The sequence below is a fragment of the Variovorax sp. PMC12 genome, from assembly GCF_003019815.1.
GTDB lineage: Bacteria > Pseudomonadota > Gammaproteobacteria > Burkholderiales > Burkholderiaceae_C > Variovorax.
Genome location: NZ_CP027773.1, coordinates 2039127 through 2058737 on the forward strand (window position 1 = coordinate 2039127; position 19611 = coordinate 2058737).

Below are 19611 nucleotides of genomic sequence, written 5' to 3' on the forward strand. Positions count from 1 at the left end.
GAACAGCCGGCCTCACAGCGGCTTGGTCAGGTACACGGCTTCGCGCCCGACGATCGTGCGCTGCGCGGGCATGAAGATCGTGCAGTCGTCGCACAGCGCGCGAATCTCTTCGTCGCCGTTGGTGGCGATCAACTCGCCCTTGGCAAAGGTCTCGAAGCCGATCAGCGGGCGCAAGAACGCGAAGTCTTCCGACTTGATGACGTAGGTCTGCAGCAGCTGGAAGCGGCGTTGCGCCTCGGGCGGCGGCGTGGCCGGGTCCTTGTCGACGAGGCCGAAATACGCGAGGAAGTCGTAGGTGACGGCGGTCGCGAGTTCCGACGCCGAGCGCAGGAAGTGCTGGCCGCACTCGACCACCATCGCCACGCCCTTGCCGTCCGGGCCGCCATGGCTGCCGTACTGGATCAGCGGCGTGCCCGAGCCCAGGCCGTCGGGCATCACCAGGTGCACCGACGGGCGCCCGATGGCCAGCGCGACCTTGGCGTTGCGCTCGAACGCCGGGTACACCCAGAACGGCACCACGGGCTGGCTGGTCGAGTGGATGTCGAGGATGTGGTCGGCCGCCTCCACCACCGGGCGCAGGATGCGCGCACGGCGCAGCTCGGGGCTGTCTTCCTTGCCGTCGAGCCACTCGGGCGACCAGATGCGGTTCAGGTTGTGCACGATCTGGCGGCTGTCGAAGGGCGCCTCTTCCTTGAACGACTCGTAGGCCTCGATGTTGGCGAAGGCCACGGTGAGCGTGCCGATCTTCGGGCGCACGTTGTTGTCGAGCAGATGCGTGGCGGCGGTCATGCCGCAGATCTCGTTGCCGTGCGTGAGCGCGTTGATCAGCACGTGCGGGCCGGGCTTGCCCGACTCGAAGCGGTGCACGTAGTCGATGCCGACGTTGCCCTTGCGGTAGGCGGAGAGGTCGCGGGGGAGGACTTCGAGGGCGGGGGGCAGTTGGGTCATGGGGCTGTGGGGAGTGAGCGAAGCAGCCGGCAAGTTTGCTACAGATGGCCGTTTCGCGCCTCGCACGCCGCCAGGGCCCATTACCAGTTCACTTCACGCTCCGGCGTCGCCGAAATATGGTGGATCGAAAGGTCCGCCCCGTCGTATTCCTCTTCCTGCGTCAGCCGCAGCCCGACCGCCTTCTTCAGCGCGCCGTACACCGCCCACCCTGCCAGGCCGGCCCAGACGACGCCCATCAGCGTGCCGATCAGCTGCGCCCACACGTTCACCCCGCCCATGCCACCCAGCGCCTGCGTGCCGAAGATGCCTGCCGCGATGCCGCCCCAGGTGCCGCACAGGCCGTGCAGCGGCCACACGCCGAGCACGTCGTCGATCTTCCATTTGTTCTGCACCAGCGTGAACATCTTGACGAAGATCGCGCCGGCCACGCCGCCCACCACCAGCGCGCCCAGCGGGTGCATCAGGTCGGAGCCGGCGCAGATGGCCACGAGCCCCGCGAGCGGGCCGTTGTAGACGAAGCCGGGGTCGTTCTTGCCCATGGCCAGCGCGACCAGCGTGCCGCCGACCATCGCCATCAGCGAGTTGACGGCGACGAGGCCGGAGATCTTGTCGATGCTCTGCGCGCTCATCACGTTGAAGCCGAACCAGCCCACGCACAGCACCCATGCGCCGAGCGCCAGGAACGGAATGTTCGACGGCGGGTGTGCGCTGAGCGAGCCGTCGCCCCGGTAGCGGTTGCGCCGCGCGCCCAGCAGCAGCACGGCCGGCAGCGCGAGCCAGCCGCCCACGGCGTGCACCACCACCGAGCCGGCGAAGTCATGGAATTCGTGGCCGGTGAGCGACGCTATCCAGCCCTGGATGCCGAAGTGCTTGTTCCACGCGATGCCTTCGTACAGCGGATAGACGAAGCCGACGATCACCGCCGTGGCGATGAGCTGCGGCCAGAACTTGGCGCGCTCCGCGATGCCGCCCGAGATGATGGCCGGAATGGCCGCCGCAAAGGTCAGCAGGAAGAAGAACTTCACCAGCTCGTAGCCGCTTCTTGCCGACAGTTCAGTGGCGCTCACGAAGAAATGCGTGCCATAGGCCACGCCGTAGCCCACAAGGAAGTACACGATGGTCGACACCGAGAAGTCGACCAGGATCTTCACCAGCGCATTGACCTGGTTCTTCTTTCGGACGGTGCCGAGCTCCAGAAAGGCAAAACCGGCATGCATGGCCAACACCATGATCGCGCCGAGAAGGATGAACAGCGCGTCAGCGCCCTGTTTGAGTGCGTCCATTGAAGCTTCTTGCAGTTTTTTGGTTTGATTTGGTGCAACGCACCCGAATTGCTCGGAGCGGCGCCGTGAGCAAGCAAAAAAGGTGCCTGAAAGCTCTTTGATGGTGCAGAACGAACCAATAACGGGCTTGCCAAGCCCGTTCGCGCACCGGATCAGCCCGCGCCGGCGCGCAGTGCGTCCCGGTAGCGGCGGCTGCAGGGCACCGTAGTGCCGTCGTGCATGTGCAGCCGGGCGTCGCCGCCGTCCAGCGGCTCGATTTCCTTGACGCGGCCCAGGTTCACCGCATGGCTGCGGTGCACGCGCGCGAAGCGGTCGGGGTCGAGTTGGGTCAGGAAGTCGGTGAGCGTGGCGCGCAGCAGGTAGTCGTGGCCGTTGACGTGCAGGCCCACGTAGTTGCCTTCGGCCTGCAGCCAGTCGATGTCGGTGGCGGCGATGAGGAATTCGCGGCGCAGCTTTCGCACGAGGAATCGTTCGGGGCGCGGGGGCGGCGGTGGCGTGGCTTCCGGCACGGAGGGCGCCGCCTCTGTCGCTCCCTCCTCCGGCGAATCGAGCACCCGGGCCTCTCCCTGCAAGCGCAGCAGGAACCGCCGGTAGACCCAGATGCCGAAGATCATGCTGGCGTACACCCGCACGTCCTTCAGGTACTCATAGCCCCACTGGGCGGTCCAGCTGGAAAAGCCGTAGTGCTCGCCGGCCATCGAATAGACCAGCGAGCGCAGCCCGAACATGCCGGCCACGTGGACCACGCTGACCGCCACGCTGGCCGCCAGGTGCCAGGCCAGGAAGCGGAACCAGTGCCTGCTCGCCAGCGGCGCCAGCCGGCGCTCGATGGCCGCCAGCGCCGGCACCAGCAGCAACAGCACGAAGTGGCTCGACACCTCCCAGGTGACGACTTCCCAGCGGGCATGCGGCACCGCGCGATTGCCGACATCCGCGATCGCGACCAGGGTGCTGAACGCGGCCTGCAGCGTCATCAGCACGATCCAGAAGCCCACCTCGACATAGCGGCGGATCGGCTCGTAGCGTTCGTAGAGGTTCTTGCGTGGATCGCCCATGCCCGGAATTCTCGCGAAATCGCCCCCTGGGGCCGGCGAATTTCGTCCCTGGGGGCCACCGCTCGTCACAAAGCGGGGGCAATCCGTCCCGGCGGCGCGCCGCCGCGGCACCGGGCGCCCGAACATCGCGGCCTTCCCGCTTCGAGGCCCCCAAGATGCACACCGCCGCCTACATCCCGCCAGACCATCGCCGCCACGACATCGACGCCCTGCGCGCGCTGGCATTCCTGTTCGTCATCCTCTATCACGTGGGCATGTACTACGTGGCCGGCTGGCACTGGCACCTCAAGAGCCCTCACGAGGCCGAATGGCTGCGCTGGCCGATGGCCATGCTCAACCTCTGGCGCATGGACCTGGTGTTCCTCATCTCCGGCGTGTCGCTGGGCTTCCTGAGCCGCGGCCAGGGCACCTGGGCGCTGCTGCGCAGCCGGGGCCTGCGGCTGATGCTGCCGCTGGCCTTCGGCATGGCGGTGATCGTGCCCTACCAGGCCTACGCGCAGGGCGTGGCCAACGGGATGGTGGCGCCGGGCTTCGGCGCCTTCCTGCTGCGCTACTTGTCGATGAGTGCGCCGTGGCCGAAGCAGGCCTTCGATGGCGCGGATTTCGGCATCACCTGGAACCACCTCTGGTACCTGCCCTACCTGTTCACCTACACGGCACTGGTGGCGCTGACACTGCCGCTGTGGAAGTCCGCCGCCGGCCAGCGGGTGCGGCGCGGCTTCAACGGACTGCGCGGCTGGAAGCTGCTGTTGCTGCCGGCTGTGCCGCTGCTGCTGTGGACGATGCTGCTGGCCTCGCGCTTTCCGGCCACCCACAACCTGGTGCGCGACTTCCATCTGCACAGCATCTATTTCACGATGTTCCTCTATGGCTACTGGATGGGCGTGGACACCGGCGTCTGGAAGGAACTGGAGCGGCTGCGCCGGGTGTCCCTTGCGCTGGCGCTCGCGGTGATCGCCACTTTCTTCGCGCTGCGCGCCGTCACCAGCGGGCCGCCCTCGGGGCTGTCGATGGACGTGCTGCGCGTGCTCTACCTGTGGCTGACGGTCTCGGCCATCCTGGGCTACGGGCACCGGTACCTGAACCGGCCCTGGCCCTGGCTGCGTTGGGCCAACGAGTCGGTGTACCCGTGGTGCGTGCTGCACCAGACGCTGATCATCATCGGTGCGGTGCTGCTGGCCCCGCTCGCGCTCGGGCCGGTGGTAGAGCCCGCGCTGCTGGTGGCTTTGACCATCTTCGGCTGCTGGGCGCTGACCGACGGGCTGGTCCGCCGCGTCAACTTCCTGCGGCCGCTGTTCGGGCTGAAGCTCAGGCGGCCGGCTTCGCGGCAGCCTCTTCCACCGGAACCAGAATGGCGTTCCCCGTCGCCACGAGCTTGAGGGCATCGCCCTCGCCCTGCGCATAGAGCTCGGCCGCCGCGAACACCTGCTTGCGCCCGGCCTTCACCACCCGGCCCCGCGCCACGAAGGCGCTGCCCACGGCGGGCGCGATGCAGTTCACCGAGAAATGCGACGCCAGCACGCGGCCCGCCACGCTGGCGGCCGCGAAGCCGCTCACGGTGTCGAGCAGCGCGCCGATCATCCCCGCATGCAGGAAGCCGGCGTACTGGCCCATGTCTTCCTCGCGGAAGTCCATGCGCAGCTCGGCCTCGCCGTTGGCGGCGCTCGTGACTTCGAAGCCGGCCCAGCGGTTGAAGGCGGCGGTCTTGTTGATGGCCTGGATGGTGTCGAGCATGGCGTGCAGTCCGTTGAAAGCGATGCAGGCCACTCTACGAACCGCCCCCCGCATTCGTCGTCGCGCGCGTGACCGCTCACGCGCCGGCGGTTGCCTTGGCGACAGCGGCCGAAAATTTTCTTGCGATGCCTTAACCCCTTTCGCGCGGCCCGTCCGTAGCAGTGGGGGTCTGTCCCATTTCTTTCTTCGAAGGCATCCCATGAAAGCAACGAACCCCGTCTTCCTTCGCGCCACCGCAGGCGCCGCCGTCCTGCTGGTGCTGAGCTTCAGCGCGCAAGGGCAGGCCGCCACGCAGCCGGCGGCCTTTTCCAGCTCGCGCATCACCCAGGTGAAGGTCTATCCCGGCAGCGCCACCGTCGATCGCGTGGCGCGGGTGGCGGCCGGAAGCCGCTCGGTCACCTTCGCCTGCCTGCCGGCAGGGCTGGACGTGCAGAGCCTGCAGGTGTCGGCCGACGCATCGGTGCGCGTGGGCGAGACCTCGGTGCTGAGCGAGGCGCGCGAGCTTTCCGCGCAGTGCGCGACCAGCGCGCTGGATGGCCGCATTCGCGAGCTGGAAGATCAGAAGGCCGCGCTGCAGGCCGAGAGCGATGCGCTCGGCATGGTCAACGGCTACCTCAAGGGCCTGGCCGGCAGCGGTGGCGACACGCCCCAGGGGGCCCGCGCACCCATGGATGCGCGCAACCTCGTCGCCATGACCGAGGCGATGCGCCGCACCGGGCAGGACTCGCTGCTCAAGCAGCACCAGATCCAGCGCCGGCAGACCGACATCGACCGCCAGCTCAACCCGCTGCTCGCCGAACGCACCCGCACCCAGGGCAGCGGCGAGCAGGTGATGGCCGTGACGGTCACGCTGGCGGCCAGCGCGGACGCCGACGTCAGGCTCAGCTACCAGGTCAACGGCCCCGGCTGGACGCCCAGCTACCGCGCGCTGCTCGACAGCGGCACCGGCAAGGTCCGCATCGAGCGCCAGGCGCTGGTGGCACAGGCCACGGGCGAAGACTGGCGCGGCGTGAAGCTGGTGCTCTCCACCGGCCAGCCGCGCCGCGAAACCACCGGGCGGCTGCCATCGGCATGGCGCATCGGCGTGGAGCCGCCGCCGGCGCGCACGCGTAACGAAGAACTGGCGCCGATGCCCGCCGCGCCGATAGCCATGGCTCCCGAGAGCGCCAGGCAGTCGCGGGAGCGCCGCGCACCGCTGTTCGACGTGAGCGTGTTCGACAGCAGCTTCGCCACAGAGTTTTCAGTGCCGCAAAGCATCGACGTACCCTCCAACGGCCAGCGCGTGACCCTGGCGCTGGGCCAGCATGAAGACACCGCCAGGCTGGTCGCCCGCACCAGCCCGCGCGTGGATGCCAGCGCCTTCCTGGTCGCCGACATGGCGCAGCCCGACGGCGTCTGGCCGGCCGGCCCGATGCTGCTGTACCGCGACGGCGCCTTTGTCGGCAACGGCCGCTGGAGCCCGCCCACCGATGCCCGCCTGACGCTGTCCTTCGGCCGCGACGAACTGGTGCGGGTGCAGGCCGAGCCCGAGCGCGACAACCAGGGCACCGGCGGCTTCGCCGGCTCGCGCGCCGAGCGCAAGGTGCAGCGCGCCTACGTGGTCGAGAACCGCCACCGCACGCCGGTCACGGTGGAGGTACTGGAAGCCGCGCCGGTGTCTGTCGACGAGCAGGTGCGCGTGAGCTCGCAGTTCGCGCCCAGGCCCGACGACCTGTCGTGGAACAAGCAGCCCGGCCTCACGATGTGGCGCTTCGACCTGGACGCAGGCAAGTCCGCCCGCGTGGCGGCCGACTACACCATCGGCTACCCGAAGGACGCGCGGCTGCAGATGCGCTGAGCGCCCTCGCCCGCGGTTCGAGCGCGCATGAACCTCGGGCTTGCGGGCCGCTCCTCAGATCCGAGTCAGGCCGGCGTGGCATCCTCATGGACCCAATCGCTCATCCATGGGAGAAAAAACGTGAGAAGGATTCATCGGCGAGGCGCGCTGGCCTTGTCGGCCGCGTGCGCGGCGTCCGCCCTGCTCGCCGTCTCGGGCTGCGAACGGAAAAGCGCGCCCGCCGCAGCCGCCGCCGCGCCGCCGGAACCCGCCCTGCCGGCCACCGCCATCGGCAGCGTGGAAATCACGCAGGAAGACATCGACTGGTTCCGCCGCAGCAAGGCCGAGTGGGTCGACTGCGAATCCGGCGCACCCGGCATCGTGCCGCCCGACCTGACGCTCGAGCAGTTCGGCGAAGCGCTCGACGGCGCCTCCTCTGCGGCGGTCGAGCGCTTCACCAACGTGACCTCGGCCTTCTTCCTGCACGCGAGCTTCGCGCAGGGGCACTACGCCTTCCAGCCGCCCTTCGGCCAGCGCGACGCCTTCGACGTGACCGACGAGCACATCCGCCTGCTGCAGCGCGCAAACTGGCGCACCTTCATGATCGACTGCAAGCGCCCGTACGGCGACTTCACCCACTTCGAGATCGACATGGCCGACATCCTCGGCCTGCCGCTGAAGAAGGACGCCAAGGGCCGCGCGCAGATCGGCAAGGACGCCGAGCAGCGCATGGATGCGCTGCATGCCGACATGCTCTATGCGCTGCAGGCGTACATCCGCTTCGCGCGGCTCAACCCGGGGCGCTACGTGGTGCCGGGGCGCAGCTTCTCGCGCTTCGTGAGCCGGCCGCTGTGCCGCCCGGTCTCGGCCACGCGCGTCGCGCTCTACCAGCGCGCGCTGAAGGCCGCCGGGCCTCACCCGGATTCGCGCCGCACGGTGGCGCTCAACGAGGCGGCGGCGGCGTTGTTCGCGCTGGACTGAGGGCGCTCAGGCTTCCTGCCCGGGCGCCGTCTCTGGCTTCGGCTTGCCCTTCTGCTTGCGCGCGGCCTTCTTCGCGGCCCGCTCGGCGTCGCGGCGCTGCCCATCGGCCAGCCATTCGGCAAACTCTTCCGGTGTTTCGAGCGTGATGCGCCCGAGGTTGCCGGCGCGGAACTCGTGCATGACGATTTCCGCCGCCTTCTGCAGGTTGACGCGCCCCTTGCCCAGCAGCGCACCGCGCTTGCGGCCGATGGTGTCGAGCAGCGCCTCGTCCTTCATCTCGGCCATGGTGGCGGCGTCGAGCTCCACCAGCTTGAAGCGCGCGGCCACGCCGGCGCCGTAGTGCACCTTGAGGTAGTTGAGCAGCTCGAGCGCCACCTCTTCCTCGTCGAAGGCGTTGCGCCCCACGGCACCGCTGGCGGCCAGGTTGTAGCCGCTCTTGGGCACGATGATGCGCGGCCACAGCATGCCGGGCGTGTCCCACAGGTAGAAGTCGTCGGCCAGCGTGATGCGCTGTTCGAGCTTGGTGATGCCGGCCTCGTCGCCGGTCTTGGCCTTGCGCCCGCCAGTCAGCGTGTTGATGAGCGTCGACTTGCCCACGTTGGGAATGCCGCAGATCAGCACGCGCATCGGCTTGGCCATGCCGCCGCGGTTGGGCGAGAGCTGGTGGCAGGCCTTCACCAGTTGCTGCGCGGGCGTGGTCTGGCTCGCGTCCAGGCCGATGGCGCGGGTGTCGGGCAGCGCGTTGTAGTGCGCGAGCCACTGCACGGTGCGCTCGGGGTCGGCCAGGTCCTGCTTGTTGAGCACCTTGAGGCTGGGCCGCCCGGCCGTGAGCTCCGCCAGCATGGGGTTGGCGCTGGAACCGGGCAGGCGTGCGTCGAGCAGTTCTATGACCACGTCGATGTCTTTCACCCGTTCGGTGATGGCTTTCTGGGTCGCATACATGTGACCGGGGAACCACTGGATCGCCATCGGTAGGCTCTTTCTTTTCGCGCTGACTGCAATTCGGGGAAACGGACCGGCCTTCGGGCCGGGGTGCGAATTGTGAACCGGGAACCTGAACGCTAGCTGCGCGCTACGTTTTCGATAGCTGCGCTCGGCGATTCTGCCTACCCCGCTGAGCCGCGTGTTCGCATCGGCGCGGCACAGCATTGATTTTTGGCGCATTGCGCGCGGGTTGCACACACGCGCAATCCCCTAGAGGGTTTTGCGACGCCCGAGGCGCGTCCGCCCCTATCATTTGAACGAGCGCGGCGCATGAGCGTCGGTCGAGTCGAAAACTTTTTTATGGAGTTACCGCGATGAAACCCGTCTCCGAACTGCTCAAGCGTCACGATTCCGCGGCCTGGCGCACCTCTCCCAACGCCACCGTGTTCGACGCGCTGGCCACCCTCGCGCGCTTCGAGGTGGGCGCGCTGATGGTGATGGAGGGCGAGAAGCTGGTCGGTTTTCTTTCAGAGCGCGACTACACCCGCAAGGTGGCGCTGCAGGGCAAGAACTCGAAGGAAGTGCGCGTTTCGGAGATCATGACGCCCGATGTGATGACCGTCACCCCGCAAACCCGCACGCGCGCCTGCATGACGCTCATGAGCCAGCGCAAGTTCCGCCACCTGCCGGTGGTCGACGGCGAGAAGGTGGTCGGCATGATCTCGATCCAGGACCTGATGGACGACATCATCTCGGACCACGAGGCCACCATCGAGCAGCTGACCACATACATCCAGAGCTGAGAAACCGCCGCATTGCGGACCCTGCCCGGCGCGTGGGTAGGGAATAGACCTACGCACGATGCGTCGCATCCGGGCGCACAGTGAGGCTTCGTTCATCCATCCAGCAGGGAGATTGCATGCAGATTCAGGTCAACACGAGCAACGGCATCACCAACAAGGACGCGCTGGAGCGCTGGGCCGACACCGAGATCAAGCAGCACCTGAGCCGTTTCGTCGACGACGTGACACGCGTCGAAGTACACCTGAGCGACGAGAACCACGACAAGACCGGCGGCGCCGACAAGTGCTGCGTGATGGAGGCGCGCCTGGCGCACCACCAGCCGCTGGCGGTGAAGCAGCACGCCGCCACCCTCGACGAAGCCTTCCGCGGCGCGGCCGACAAGCTCAAGCGGCTGCTCGACAGCACGCTGGGCCGCCTTCACAACCACAGGGACCGCGGCTCGATCCGCACCGACCCCAGCTTCATTGCGGAGTAGGCGGCGCTGCGGCGGCTTTGCGCCGGCGTGCGCGAGGCCGCGCGGCCGTTGCCGTGCCGCCCGACTCGGCCGGAATCGGCAGCGGCCGGTGGCCGCTGGCCATCCACTCGTCATAGAAGCCGATCTTGCTTTCGACCAGCGTGAGCGCCCTCTTCCATTCGGCGATGGTGCCTGTCACGCGTTCGCGGTGCGCTGCCAGCATGTCGCGCCGCTGGCGCAGCGTGGACTTGCCCTGCACCGCCAGCGCCGTGTACTCGCGCATCTCGGCAATCGACATGCCGGTGCGGCGCAGCCTTTCCATCAGGTCGAGCCAGCCGACGTGCGGCTCGCCGTAGAGGCGCCGCCCACCCTCGTCGCGCGCCACGCCGGGCACGAGCCCCTGTGTCTCGTACCAGCGGATGGCGTGCACCGTGCGGCCGGTGCGGGCCGCCAGCTCGCCGATATGGAAGGGCGTGCCCCTGCTCTCAGCCGGCATGGGCTGGGGCGGGAGGCGGCTGCAGCGCCTCCTGCACGAGCGCTGTGTCGAAGTATTCGGTCAGCTCTTTCACCTTGCCTCCTTCGAGTCGGTAGACGTAGCAATAGCGGTTGTTGTAGCGCTTGCCGGCCTTGGTGGGCACGTCGCCGCTGAACAGCACCACCACGCGGTCGCCCTCGGCGATGACGCGCTCCGTCCTGCTGCGGTAGGGCGCCGCGAACTGCGCGAAGAGCGGGTCCAGCAATTCCTCGCGGATCGCCTTCTTGCCCTGGTAGGTGCGCGACCACGCAGTGCTGCCTTCGAGCTTCCAGCTCGCGTCGTCGGCGAGGCTGTCGACGAAGGCCTGGCCGTTGCCCTTGTCCAGCTCGTCGTGGATGTGCTGGACGAGGGCCTTGTTGTCGATCGTGTTCATGGCTTGATTTCCTTGCGTTGAATGAATGAACCGAGCGCCCAGGAGGCGCCCGGAGAATTCATTGGAAATGCTCGAGTGCACTTGAGGTCAAGCGCGCCGTGAACGGAACAGGCGGCAGGCGTTGCCGTCAGCCCCGCTTCGCGCTGGCCATGCCCTTGGCCACTTCGTTGGAGCCCTGCGCCGCGCCGCTCTGCGGCACGATCTCGCCCTCGCGCTCGGTCACCTCCGACAGGCGCGCGGCCAGCTGCTCCGGCGTGTCGGCCTCGATGCCCAGCCACGCGCCTTGCGTCAGCGTGATGTGCGCTGCCTCGAAGGTGCCGGCGCCGGCACAGAGGATGGTGCGGTTCGGCGCGTCCTGCGCGGCCAGCACCAGCATGGCGGGCACCACGGCCTCGGGGCGGAAGGCCTCGAGCATTTCCTTGGGGAACAGGTCCTCGGTCATGCGGGTGGCGGCGGTGGGTGCCAGGCAGTTCACGCGGATGTCGTTCTTCGCGCCTTCGATGCTCAGCGTCTGCATCAGGCCCACCAGCGCCAGCTTGGCGGCGCCGTAGTTGCTCTGGCCGAAATTGCCGTACAGGCCGGACGACGACGTGGTCATCACGATGCGGCCGTACTTCTGCTCGTTCATGAGCGCCCAGACGGCCTTGGTGCAGTTCACGGCGCCCATCAGGTGCACGTCGACCACCAGCTTGAAGTCGGCCAGCTCCATCTTCGCGAAGCTCTTGTCGCGCAGGATGCCGGCGTTGTTGACGAGGATGTCGACGCGGCCCCAGGCGTCGACCGCTTCCTTGACCATGGCCTGCACCGCCTCGAAGTCGGTCACCGAGGCGCCGTTGGCAATGGCTTCGCCGCCGGCCGCCTTGATCTCGTCGACCACCGCCTGCGCGGCGCTCACCGAACCGCCGGAACCGTCGCGCGCGCCGCCCAGGTCGTTCACCACCACCTTGGCGCCGCGCGCAGCCAGCGCCAGCGCATGCTGGCGGCCGAGCCCGCCGCCCGCGCCGGTCACGATGGCCACGCGGCCCTTGAAGTCGATGCTGCTGTTGCTGCTGCTCATGTCTCTTTGTCGCTTTCCTAGGGAGTTGCTTGCCGTAGTTCGTCGTTGCCGCCCGAAAGGCGGCAGCGTGGCGTTTTACCCCAGAAAGGCGCCGGTGCGCAGTCTTGTTGCGCGCGTCAGCCGGCCGGCCCCGGTTCAACCGTGCTCAACCGTGGGCGGAGCGCACCTGCTCGCAGTACGCGACCAGCTGGTCGAGCTCGGCGGACTTGTCGAAGAAGGCGTCGGCGCCCAGCTGCTCCGAACGCTGGCGCATGTCGGTGGTGGCGTAGTTGCTGAGCACCACCACCTTCTGGTGCGGCGCGCGGTTGCGGCAGGCCTGGATCACGCCGAGGCCGTTGCCGCGCTTGAGGAACAGGTCGACGATGGTCAGGTCCCAGTCTTCGCTGTGCAGGCGCAGCCAGGTCACGGCCTCGTCTTCTGTGCTGGCGGAGGCCACGACCTCGGCATCGGCCACGTCCTGCAGGAAACCGACGAGGTTCTCGCGGATCACGGGGCTGTCTTCGACGAGGTAGGCCCTGAAGCTCATGGCGACAGCGCCGGCTCGGCGGCTGGCCGGCAAGTACTGGATGACGAAGGTGGTCGGTGCATGCCCACATCGTCGCAACCCGGGCGACGCCCACGGTGAGCCATGCGGGCCAATGCCTGTAGGCCATCGGCCAGCACGCCTGTCGGCATGCGAGGCGCGGGGCCGCTCAGGTGCCCCGCCGCATCGGGGCCAAAAGCCTAGGCCGCCAGCGCCACCACGCGGCCGCGCGTCATGCCCAGCCGCGAGGGCGACACGTACTGCTCGCGGTAGATCTCGAAGGGCATGGTGTCGGCCGCCTCGATGCGCTTCTGCTCCTGGATCGACTCGGCAGTCATCCGCTCGAACGCGGCCTGCTGCTCGGCCGAGAACGGCATGGCCAGCAGCGCGGCGCGGGTCTGCTCCGACTGGGCGCGCACGAAGCCGACGAAGGAATTGCCGTGCTGCTGCTCGATGGCCGCCAGCACGCGGGCCGAAGGCAGGCTGTCGGGGTCCTGCAGCGCGGCCAGCGCGGCACGCACGGCATCGACATGCTGCGTGCCGCCGCCGCCGTGCGCCGCGTCGAGCGCAGCGGCAATCGGCAGGCATTGCTCGGCCAGCTCCACGCCCCAGTCGGCCAGCGTCACTTCGCTGCCGCCGCGCGCGAGACGCAGGCCCGGCTCGCGGCCGCGCGCGGCGGTGAGGTGCTGGTTGCGCGCGAGGTCGGCGATTTCCTGCGGCGTGTCGTCGGGGCTGTCGCTCAGCAGGCAGTGCAGCAGGAACACGTCGATGAAGCGCATGGTCTGCGCGTTGATGCCGACGGTTTCGAAGGGGTCGAGGTCCATCAGGCGCACTTCGACGTACTCCACGCCTCGCTCGCGCAGCGCATGCAGCGGGCGCTCGCCGGGGTTGATGACGCGCTTGGGGCGGATGGTGCCGTAGAACTCGTTCTCGATCTGCAGCAGGCTGGTGGCAAGCTGGTTGTAGTCGCCGCCCAGGTTGCGGATGCCGATGGCCTCGTAGGCCGGCCACGGGCGCGTGAGCGCATCCTGCAGCGAGGCGCCATAGCCCTCGAGGCTGTTGTAGCTCACGGCCAGCGAAGCCTGCGCGTCGCTCTGGTAGCCGAGCCGGCCCATGCGCAGCGAGGTGCCGTGCGGCATGAACATGCTGCCGTCGCCCAGCGGCTGCAGCTCGTGCGGGCGGCCCGCCACGAAGCTCGAACACAGCGCCGGCGAAGCGCCGAACAGGTACAGCAGCAAAAAGGCGTGGCGGCGGAAGTTGCGGATCAGCGCGAAGTACTGTTCGCTGGACACCTCGGGCAGCGACCAGTTGTAGTGGATGCCCGAGATGGTCTGCATGCGCCGGCCGTAGCGGTGGCTCAGGCCCATGCGGTAGACGCTCTTGGCGCGGCCCACGTTCGACGAGCCATAGCGGCCGATCGGAATGGTCTCGTCGGTCGGCAGGCCGCAGGGCATGCTCGACACCCACAGGCGCTCGTCGCCCAGCGTGTCGAGCACGCGGTAGGTGAACTGGTGCACCCGCGTGAGCTCTTCCAGTGCCGACTCGACGCCGCCGTGCACGCCCGTGATGAGTTCGAGCTGCGATTCGCTGAAGTCGGTCGTAATGTGCGGATGCGTGAGCGCGGAGCCCAGCGCCAGCGGATGCGGCGTGAGCGCGAGCTTGCCGTCCGGCAGCGCCCGCAGGCTTTCCTTCTCGATTCCGCGTCGCATGCCTTTCAGTCGTGTCGCTGAAAGAGCACCCAACCTCTCCTGCAATCTGTTGCTCATATTGTTATGACCCATCAATCTTCTGAGGGGCTGGAAGGTAGCACGGGCGCGCGCGCGTTGCTTGTGCAGGGAATCCCGCATTCGGCTAGCCTGCCGGGCGCTATTTTTTTGATAGCTTCACGCATAGCTGCCACGCGGGTTGAACGGCTCGACCGTCGCTCGATGCGGGCCGGAATCAGGCCTTGGCGCGGCCCGCCGAGAGGTCGATCTCGTCGGACTGGTAGACATGCATCTCCGGCATGCCGTCGGCCATGGCCGCCAGCGCCTTGGCGAAGGCGCGCGAGGCGTCCACCCGGAAGTGCGCCTGCAGCGCGGCCATGTCGCTCCAGCGCTCCACGAAAGTCAGGCGCAGCGGCTGCAGCGCGTCGGTCGTCACTTCATGCGAGATGCAGCCCGGCTCGGCGCGCGAGCGCTGCACGTGCTCGGTGCTGATGGCCAGCATCGCCTGCAGGGTGTCGGGCTTTGCCAGCGCGTGTCCGATGACCAGGATCATGGGTCGCCTCCTTCAGCCGAGCACCCGCAGCAGAAAGCGGTTCAGGTCGGCAATTTCTTCCATGCACACCGAATGCGCCATCGCGTATTCGTGCCACTCGACGGTGTAGCCCAGGCCGGTGAGCGCGTCGCGCGAGCGCACGGCGGCGGCCAGCGGCACCACCGGGTCCTGCCGGCCATGCGCCAGGAACACCGGAGTTTCGTGGTTGGCGGCGTGGCGCTCGGCCGCGGTGGTGGCCGCGATCGGCAGGTAGCCCGAGAGGCCGACGATGCCCGCCAGCCGCTCGGCATGGCGCAGGCCCGTCATGAGGGCCATGGCGCAGCCTTGCGAGAAGCCCGCCACCACGATGCGGCCGGCGGCGATGCCACGGGCCTTCTCGCTGGCGATGAGCGCCTCGATGGTGGCCTGCGAGCGGCGCAGGCCGGCCTCGTCTTCGCGCGCCGCGAGATCGGCCACGGCAATGTCGTACCAGGCCGGCATCTGGTAGCCGCCGTTGATGGTCACGGGAATGACGGGCGCGTTGGGGAACACGAAGCGCACGGGGCCCACGGCTGCCAGGTCGAGTTCATTGGCGATCGGGACGAAGTCGTTGCCGTCGGCGCCGAGGCCGTGCATCACGATCACCGTGGCGGTGGGGTTGGGGGCGGTTTCTATCTCGATGGGGGGACGGGACATGGTCGGGCAAAGGTATTCAGGAACGCGAATGACAGGACCTTAGCGCATTCGGGGCCTGCCAGAGGCATGGAAACGGCCGGTTGGCTGACTTGCACACGGTTGCGCCGTGCCCAACATGGCCTGAAAAGACACCAAGGAAACCCGCGTGAGCCATTCCCCTCCCCTGGTAGAGACCAAGCTGGCCGGCGTCGTGCTGGTCTGTGGCGACTGCGAAGAACGCAAGGACGGCCCCACGAAGCTGAGGGCCAAGCAGGTCCGCAAGGAACTGAAGCACGGCCTGTCGCACCTGCCGGTGCGGCTGCGCGTGGTGCAGTGCAGCTGCCTCGGCCTGTGCCCGAAGAAGGCCGTCGCGCTTGCCGCCGTGGCGCAGGGCCATGCCCCGCTGGCGGCCGAGGCGTGCACCGAGCAGGACGTGGACGCCTTCGCCAAGGCGCTGGCCCGGTCCGTCAAGTGAACGGGCGAGGCGCTATTCGGCCTTGATGCCGACCGCCTTCACGATCTGCGCATAACGCTCGTACTCGCTCGACACCTGCGCCTGGAACTGGCGCTGCGGATGGCCGGTGGCCTCGATGCCCTGTGCCGCGAGTTCGGCGCGGGCGGCCGGTGTCTGCACGATGCGCCCGGCCTCGGCCGCGATGGCGTCGACCACGGGCTGCGGCGTGCGGGCCGGCGCGAACAGCCCGAACCAGGTGCCCGAGCGGTAGCCCGCGTAAGTCTCGCCCACGGTGGGCACCTCGGGCAGCAGCGCATGGCGCTTCTCGCCGCTGGTGCCCAGCGCCACCAGCCGGCCGCTGCGGATCTGCGGCAGCGCCGGGCCCACGGCGATGAACATCACGTCGACCTGCCCCGCGATCACGTCCTGCATGCCCAGCGGGCCGCCGCGGTACGGAATGTGGGTGACGTAGATGCCCGCCTTCTGCTTGAGCAGTTCCATGCTGAGCTGCTGCGGACTGCCGTTGCCGGCCGAGGCGTAGTTGATGCGGCCCGGATGGGCCTTGGCCGCGCGTACGAAGTCGGCCACCGTGCGAAAGCCCGTCTTCGGGTTGGCCACCAGCACGAAGTCGATCTGCCCGAGCGACACCACCGGCACGAGGTCGCGCCGCGCGTCGTAGGGCAGGCCGGCCTGGATGTTGGGGAGGATGGTGATCGGCCCGTCGGCCCCCACCAGCAGCGAATAGCCGTCTGGCTGGGCCTTGGCCACTCCGTCGGCCGCCAGGATGCCCGCCGCGCCGGCGCGGTTGTCGATCACCACCGGCTGCTTCCATTGCTCCGACAGCCGCTGCCCCAGAAAGCGCGCCAGCACGTCGGGCGAGCTGCCGGGCGTGTTGGCGACCGTGATGTGCACGGGCTTCGACGGATAGGCAGGCTGCTGCGCCTGCGCGGCCAGGGGAAGCGACAGGCCGGCCCACAACGCGCCCAGGGCGAACATCGGAGTCAGCAGGAAACGGGCGCGCATGGTGAACTTTCGTTGGCAAAAGGCAAAGCGCGCGATTCTGGAGCGCTCCCGCCCGCAGGCAAACGACCCATTTGTCAGATGCTTAGCTGCGTTCGGGCATATGCCCCGGCTTGCCGGCGCCCCCGATGGGGACGCGGGCACCCCGGATGCAACACAATGGCGTTTCGCATGAAGACCACCACCCCGCAACCGAAGCCCCCTCTTGCCGCCAGCGCCGCCGCGGCGCCGTTCGACAGCGAACGGCTGCTGCGCGACAGCGGCCTGCGCGTGACGCGCGCCGCGCAGACCGTGCTCGAACTGCTCGAACGCAGCTCCCAGCCGCTGACCCACGAGGAAGTGGCCGCCGCCTACACGGCCACCGCCGGCGAGGCGCCCGACCGCGTCACGGTCTACCGCGTGCTCGACCGGCTGGTCGAGGCCGGCCTGTGCGACCGCCGCGTGGGCGCCGACCGGGTCAACCGCTTCTCGCGCCATGTCGAGGCCGCCTCGGGCAACACCTTCGAATGCGACCAGTGCCACAAGGTGCTGGCCCTGCCGTCCGACCCGGAACTGCCGAAGGTGATGGGCCGGCTGGGCAAGGCGCTGCGCAAGCAGGGCATCGACACCCGCAACACCGCGCTCACGCTGCACGGCACCTGCGGAGAGTGCGCAAGGTAGCTTCAGCCGTTCACGCGTTCCAGGACGGGAAGGGATCGGGAAAGTTCTGCCACCACGAGGCGCCGAAGCGCATCTCGTTTTCCGTCAGCAGGCAGGCGTCGAGCCGCGCGCGCAGCGCGTCTTCATCCATGCCGATGCCGATCAGCACCAGCTCCTGCCGCGCGTCGCCCGTGGCCGGGTCCCAGTTCCTGCGGATCAGCTCCAGCGCCTCCGGGTCGGTCGGCCAGTGCTCGCGCGGCACCGCCGCCCACCAGAAGCCCGCTGCACCGTAGCGGCAGGCGCCGCCGGCCTGCGACCACGAGCCCGCGCGGGTGGCGCGGCTCGCGAGCCAGAAGAAGCCCTTGGAGCGCACCACGCCCTCCCACTCGCTCTGCACCAGCTTCCAGAATCGCATCGGGTGGAACGGCAGGCGCGAACGGTAGACGAAGCTGCGGATGCCGTATTCCTCGGTCTCGGGCACGTGTTCGCCGCGCAACTCGGCCAGCCAGCCGGGCGCCTGCTCGGCCTCGTCGAAGTCGAACAGGCCGGTGTCCAGCACCCGGTCGAGCGCCACGCGGCCGAACTCCGACACTTCGATGCGGGCGCGCGGATTCAGGCTGCGCAGGATCGCCATCAGCCGCTCCCGTTCCTCGACGCTGACGAGGTCGATCTTGTTGACCACCAGCACGTCGCAGAACTCGATCTGCTCGATCAGCAGGTCGACCACGGTGCGCGTGTCCTCGTCGCCGAGCGACTGTCCGCGACTGCCGAGGCTGTCGGCCGAGCTGTAGTCGCGCAGGAAGTTGAAGGCATCGACCACCGTCACCATGGTGTCGAGCCGCGCCACGTCGGCCAGGCTCTTGCCGTCTTCACCGGCGAAGGTGAAGGTCTCCGCCACGGGCAGCGGCTCGGAGATGCCGGTGGACTCGATCACCAACTGGTCGAAGCGCCCCTCCTTCGCGAGCCGGCCCACCTCCACCAGCAGGTCTTCGCGCAGGGTGCAGCAGATGCAGCCGTTGCTCATCTCGACCAGCTTCTCGTCGGTGCGCGACAGCTGCGCGCCGCCGTCGCGCACCAGCGCGGCGTCGATGTTGACATCGCTCATGTCGTTGACGATGACCGCCACGCGGCGGCCTTCGCGGTTGTGGAGGATGTGGTTCAGCAGCGTGGTCTTGCCGGCACCGAGAAAGCCGGAGAGCACGGTGACGGGGAGGCGATCGGCCATGGGGGCAGCTTCCATATATGCAACAGAATTGCATTATATGGATCAACGCAACTTGGTTGCGTTTGCCGCTCAGTATTGGAGTTGGGGATACCAGTCCTTGCCCCGCCCTTCGGGCGTCATGTCCAGCAGGTTCCAGATCGGCATGGCGTCGGGCGCGCCGCGCGGGTCCTGCCCCGGGTCGGCAGTGCCGGGGCTCATCTCGGCCGCCCAGAAATGGCGGATGGTCTCGCCGTCGCGCCGGAACACGTTGAACGCCGGGTTGTCGCCGCCGTCGGGCTTCTCTCCGGCGTAGTCGCGGTTGAAATCGTTGCCGCCCGACGAGTACAGCGGCAGGTGGCGCCAGCCACGTTCCCTTGCAAAGGCCGCCATGCGGTCGATGGGCGAGGTGGCGATCACCGCAAACGCCACGCGCTGCAGGATGTCGGGCATTTCGCCGTCGTAGGCGCTGAGCAGCGAGGTGCACATGGAGCATGGCCGCTCCCGCTTCGGGCCGAACATCCAGTTGTAGGTGATGAGGGTGCCGTGCCTGCCGAACAGCTCGGAGAATTTCACCGGGCCGTCGGTGCCCTGGAACAGGTAGTCCTGCGGCACGATGCCGCCCGGCGGAAGCGCGCGGCGCATCTCCGCCACGCGCTCGATGCGGCGGCGCAGATCGATTTCTTCGGCGAGCAGTTCGGTGCGCGCCTTGCGGTACTCGGCGCTTTCGCCGGGAAAGCGGACGGGGTTGGACCTTGCGAGCTGGCTGGCCGAAGCAAGGCCCAAGGAGTCTGCACTGGAAGACATGGCGGATCACCTCCTGAAGCCCGGAAGATGGGCATTGACGTCGATCGCGGCGCCATATTGGCCCCGAACATTGCGCCGCGCCAGTACGCG

General features: G+C 68.4%; 22 protein-coding genes. 7 read left to right on the forward strand and 15 right to left on the reverse strand.

The window, feature by feature from the left end:
* Nucleotides 1–12 precede the first annotated feature (12 nt).
* The 3 genes from C4F17_RS09475 to C4F17_RS09485 all read right to left on the reverse strand — a co-directional run bounded on the left by C4F17_RS09475 (nt 13) and on the right by C4F17_RS09485 (nt 3286).
* The gene (locus C4F17_RS09475) at nt 13–948 is read right to left on the reverse strand and encodes a succinylglutamate desuccinylase/aspartoacylase domain-containing protein (RefSeq protein WP_106935067.1); all 936 of its coding nucleotides are present in this window, start codon (nt 946–948) and stop codon (nt 13–15) included.
* Nucleotides 949–1028: 80 nt separating this feature from the next.
* The gene (locus tag C4F17_RS09480) at nt 1029–2231 is read right to left on the reverse strand and encodes an ammonium transporter (protein ID WP_106935068.1); all 1203 of its coding nucleotides are present in this window, start codon (nt 2229–2231) and stop codon (nt 1029–1031) included.
* A 152-nt stretch (nt 2232–2383) separates the two neighbouring features.
* Complete coding sequence (locus tag C4F17_RS09485; protein WP_106935069.1) at nt 2384–3286, reverse strand: LytTR family DNA-binding domain-containing protein; 903 nt, start codon at nt 3284–3286, stop codon at nt 2384–2386.
* A gap of 155 nt (nt 3287–3441) precedes the next feature.
* Between C4F17_RS09485 and C4F17_RS09490 the strand changes: the two genes are divergently transcribed.
* Nucleotides 3442–4665, forward strand: a complete 1224-nt coding sequence (locus tag C4F17_RS09490; RefSeq protein WP_106935070.1) for an acyltransferase family protein — start codon at nt 3442–3444, stop codon at nt 4663–4665.
* Here the strand turns inward: C4F17_RS09490 and C4F17_RS09495 are convergent.
* Nucleotides 4595–5020, reverse strand: a complete 426-nt coding sequence (locus C4F17_RS09495; RefSeq protein ID WP_106937503.1) for a PaaI family thioesterase — start codon at nt 5018–5020, stop codon at nt 4595–4597. The genes C4F17_RS09490 and C4F17_RS09495 overlap by 71 nt on opposite strands.
* Nucleotides 5021–5219: 199 nt before the next feature.
* On the opposite strand from C4F17_RS09495, the gene C4F17_RS09500 reads away from it, so the two are divergent.
* Together C4F17_RS09500 and C4F17_RS09505 are read left to right on the forward strand one after the other, a co-directional pair.
* Nucleotides 5220–6857, forward strand: a complete 1638-nt coding sequence (locus C4F17_RS09500; protein WP_106935071.1) for a DUF4139 domain-containing protein — start codon at nt 5220–5222, stop codon at nt 6855–6857.
* Nucleotides 6858–6977: 120 nt separating this feature from the next.
* Entirely contained in the window at nt 6978–7817 is an 840-nt protein-coding gene (locus tag C4F17_RS09505) for a hypothetical protein (RefSeq protein WP_159053631.1), read from the forward strand.
* A gap of 6 nt (nt 7818–7823) precedes the next feature.
* Here the strand turns inward: C4F17_RS09505 and ylqF are convergent, their stop codons facing one another.
* Nucleotides 7824–8786 carry a ribosome biogenesis GTPase YlqF gene (gene ylqF / locus C4F17_RS09510; protein WP_106935073.1) on the reverse strand — a complete coding sequence of 321 codons (963 nt, stop codon included), beginning with the start codon at nt 8784–8786 and terminating at the stop codon, nt 7824–7826.
* A 329-nt stretch (nt 8787–9115) separates the two neighbouring features.
* On the opposite strand from ylqF, the gene C4F17_RS09515 reads away from it, so the two are divergent.
* Both C4F17_RS09515 and C4F17_RS09520 read left to right on the forward strand, forming a co-directional pair.
* Nucleotides 9116–9544: a CBS domain-containing protein gene (locus C4F17_RS09515; RefSeq protein ID WP_081271529.1), complete on the forward strand. Its 429-nt coding sequence runs from the start codon at nt 9116–9118 to the stop codon at nt 9542–9544.
* A gap of 116 nt (nt 9545–9660) precedes the next feature.
* Entirely contained in the window at nt 9661–10020 is a 360-nt protein-coding gene (locus tag C4F17_RS09520; protein ID WP_081271528.1) for an HPF/RaiA family ribosome-associated protein, read from the forward strand.
* Here the strand turns inward: C4F17_RS09520 and C4F17_RS09525 are convergent.
* The 7 genes from C4F17_RS09525 to C4F17_RS09555 all read right to left on the reverse strand — a co-directional run bounded on the left by C4F17_RS09525 (nt 10007) and on the right by C4F17_RS09555 (nt 15421).
* Entirely contained in the window at nt 10007–10495 is a 489-nt protein-coding gene (locus C4F17_RS09525; RefSeq protein WP_106935074.1) for a MerR family transcriptional regulator, read from the reverse strand. The genes C4F17_RS09520 and C4F17_RS09525 overlap by 14 nt on opposite strands.
* Complete coding sequence (locus C4F17_RS09530) at nt 10485–10907, reverse strand: nuclear transport factor 2 family protein (RefSeq protein WP_081271526.1); 423 nt, start codon at nt 10905–10907, stop codon at nt 10485–10487. Before C4F17_RS09530 ends, C4F17_RS09525 begins: the two co-directional genes overlap by 11 nt.
* A gap of 127 nt (nt 10908–11034) precedes the next feature.
* Nucleotides 11035–11964: an SDR family NAD(P)-dependent oxidoreductase gene (locus C4F17_RS09535; protein ID WP_081271525.1), complete on the reverse strand. Its 930-nt coding sequence runs from the start codon at nt 11962–11964 to the stop codon at nt 11035–11037.
* Between the two features lie 145 nt (nt 11965–12109).
* On the reverse strand, nt 12110–12490 hold the full coding sequence (locus C4F17_RS09540; protein ID WP_081271524.1) for a response regulator: 381 nt from the start codon (nt 12488–12490) through the stop codon (nt 12110–12112).
* 197 nt (nt 12491–12687) lie between these two features.
* The gene (gene gshA, locus C4F17_RS09545; protein WP_106935075.1) at nt 12688–14253 is read right to left on the reverse strand and encodes a glutamate--cysteine ligase; all 1566 of its coding nucleotides are present in this window, start codon (nt 14251–14253) and stop codon (nt 12688–12690) included.
* 175 nt (nt 14254–14428) lie between these two features.
* A complete protein-coding gene (locus C4F17_RS09550; protein WP_106935076.1) occupies nt 14429–14746 on the reverse strand; it encodes a putative quinol monooxygenase in 318 nt (105 codons plus the stop codon).
* A gap of 12 nt (nt 14747–14758) precedes the next feature.
* Nucleotides 14759–15421: an alpha/beta hydrolase gene (locus C4F17_RS09555; protein WP_106935077.1), complete on the reverse strand. Its 663-nt coding sequence runs from the start codon at nt 15419–15421 to the stop codon at nt 14759–14761.
* A gap of 145 nt (nt 15422–15566) precedes the next feature.
* On the opposite strand from C4F17_RS09555, the gene C4F17_RS09560 reads away from it, so the two are divergent.
* Nucleotides 15567–15875, forward strand: a complete 309-nt coding sequence (locus C4F17_RS09560; RefSeq protein WP_159053632.1) for a hypothetical protein — start codon at nt 15567–15569, stop codon at nt 15873–15875.
* 12 nt (nt 15876–15887) lie between these two features.
* Here the strand turns inward: C4F17_RS09560 and C4F17_RS09565 are convergent, their stop codons facing one another.
* On the reverse strand, nt 15888–16877 hold the full coding sequence (locus tag C4F17_RS09565) for a Bug family tripartite tricarboxylate transporter substrate binding protein (RefSeq protein ID WP_234382696.1): 990 nt from the start codon (nt 16875–16877) through the stop codon (nt 15888–15890).
* A gap of 168 nt (nt 16878–17045) precedes the next feature.
* Between C4F17_RS09565 and C4F17_RS09570 the strand changes: the two genes are divergently transcribed.
* Nucleotides 17046–17534, forward strand: coding sequence for a Fur family transcriptional regulator (locus C4F17_RS09570; RefSeq protein WP_106935079.1), 489 nt, complete (start codon nt 17046–17048; stop codon nt 17532–17534).
* 10 nt (nt 17535–17544) lie between these two features.
* On the opposite strand, the gene zigA is transcribed toward C4F17_RS09570, so the two are convergent.
* Both zigA and C4F17_RS09580 read right to left on the reverse strand, forming a co-directional pair.
* Complete coding sequence (zigA, locus tag C4F17_RS09575; RefSeq protein WP_081271517.1) at nt 17545–18738, reverse strand: zinc metallochaperone GTPase ZigA; 1194 nt, start codon at nt 18736–18738, stop codon at nt 17545–17547.
* A 69-nt stretch (nt 18739–18807) separates the two neighbouring features.
* Complete coding sequence (locus C4F17_RS09580) at nt 18808–19521, reverse strand: DUF899 family protein (RefSeq protein ID WP_106935080.1); 714 nt, start codon at nt 19519–19521, stop codon at nt 18808–18810.
* Nucleotides 19522–19611 lie beyond the last annotated feature (90 nt).

Bases quoted from the DNA above. Each gene is read 5' to 3' on its own strand.
- C4F17_RS09475 (WP_106935067.1), bottom strand. From the start codon at position 948: ATGACCCAACTGCCCCCCGCCCTCGAAGTCCTCCCCCGCGACCTCTCC.
- C4F17_RS09480 (WP_106935068.1), bottom strand. From the start codon at position 2,231: ATGGACGCACTCAAACAGGGCGCTGACGCGCTGTTCATCCTTCTCGGC.
- C4F17_RS09485 (WP_106935069.1), bottom strand. From the start codon at position 3,286: ATGGGCGATCCACGCAAGAACCTCTACGAACGCTACGAGCCGATCCGC.
- C4F17_RS09490 (WP_106935070.1), top strand. From the start codon at position 3,442: ATGCACACCGCCGCCTACATCCCGCCAGACCATCGCCGCCACGACATC.
- C4F17_RS09495 (WP_106937503.1), bottom strand. From the start codon at position 5,020: ATGCTCGACACCATCCAGGCCATCAACAAGACCGCCGCCTTCAACCGC.
- C4F17_RS09500 (WP_106935071.1), top strand. From the start codon at position 5,220: ATGAAAGCAACGAACCCCGTCTTCCTTCGCGCCACCGCAGGCGCCGCC.
- ylqF (WP_106935073.1), bottom strand. From the start codon at position 8,786: ATGGCGATCCAGTGGTTCCCCGGTCACATGTATGCGACCCAGAAAGCC.
- C4F17_RS09515 (WP_081271529.1), top strand. From the start codon at position 9,116: ATGAAACCCGTCTCCGAACTGCTCAAGCGTCACGATTCCGCGGCCTGG.
- C4F17_RS09520 (WP_081271528.1), top strand. From the start codon at position 9,661: ATGCAGATTCAGGTCAACACGAGCAACGGCATCACCAACAAGGACGCG.
- C4F17_RS09525 (WP_106935074.1), bottom strand. From the start codon at position 10,495: ATGCCGGCTGAGAGCAGGGGCACGCCCTTCCATATCGGCGAGCTGGCG.
- C4F17_RS09530 (WP_081271526.1), bottom strand. From the start codon at position 10,907: ATGAACACGATCGACAACAAGGCCCTCGTCCAGCACATCCACGACGAG.
- C4F17_RS09535 (WP_081271525.1), bottom strand. From the start codon at position 11,964: ATGAGCAGCAGCAACAGCAGCATCGACTTCAAGGGCCGCGTGGCCATC.
- C4F17_RS09540 (WP_081271524.1), bottom strand. From the start codon at position 12,490: ATGAGCTTCAGGGCCTACCTCGTCGAAGACAGCCCCGTGATCCGCGAG.
- gshA (WP_106935075.1), bottom strand. From the start codon at position 14,253: ATGAGCAACAGATTGCAGGAGAGGTTGGGTGCTCTTTCAGCGACACGA.
- C4F17_RS09550 (WP_106935076.1), bottom strand. From the start codon at position 14,746: ATGATCCTGGTCATCGGACACGCGCTGGCAAAGCCCGACACCCTGCAG.
- C4F17_RS09555 (WP_106935077.1), bottom strand. From the start codon at position 15,421: ATGTCCCGTCCCCCCATCGAGATAGAAACCGCCCCCAACCCCACCGCC.
- C4F17_RS09565 (WP_234382696.1), bottom strand. From the start codon at position 16,877: ATGCGCGCCCGTTTCCTGCTGACTCCGATGTTCGCCCTGGGCGCGTTG.
- C4F17_RS09570 (WP_106935079.1), top strand. From the start codon at position 17,046: ATGAAGACCACCACCCCGCAACCGAAGCCCCCTCTTGCCGCCAGCGCC.
- zigA (WP_081271517.1), bottom strand. From the start codon at position 18,738: ATGGCCGATCGCCTCCCCGTCACCGTGCTCTCCGGCTTTCTCGGTGCC.
- C4F17_RS09580 (WP_106935080.1), bottom strand. From the start codon at position 19,521: ATGTCTTCCAGTGCAGACTCCTTGGGCCTTGCTTCGGCCAGCCAGCTC.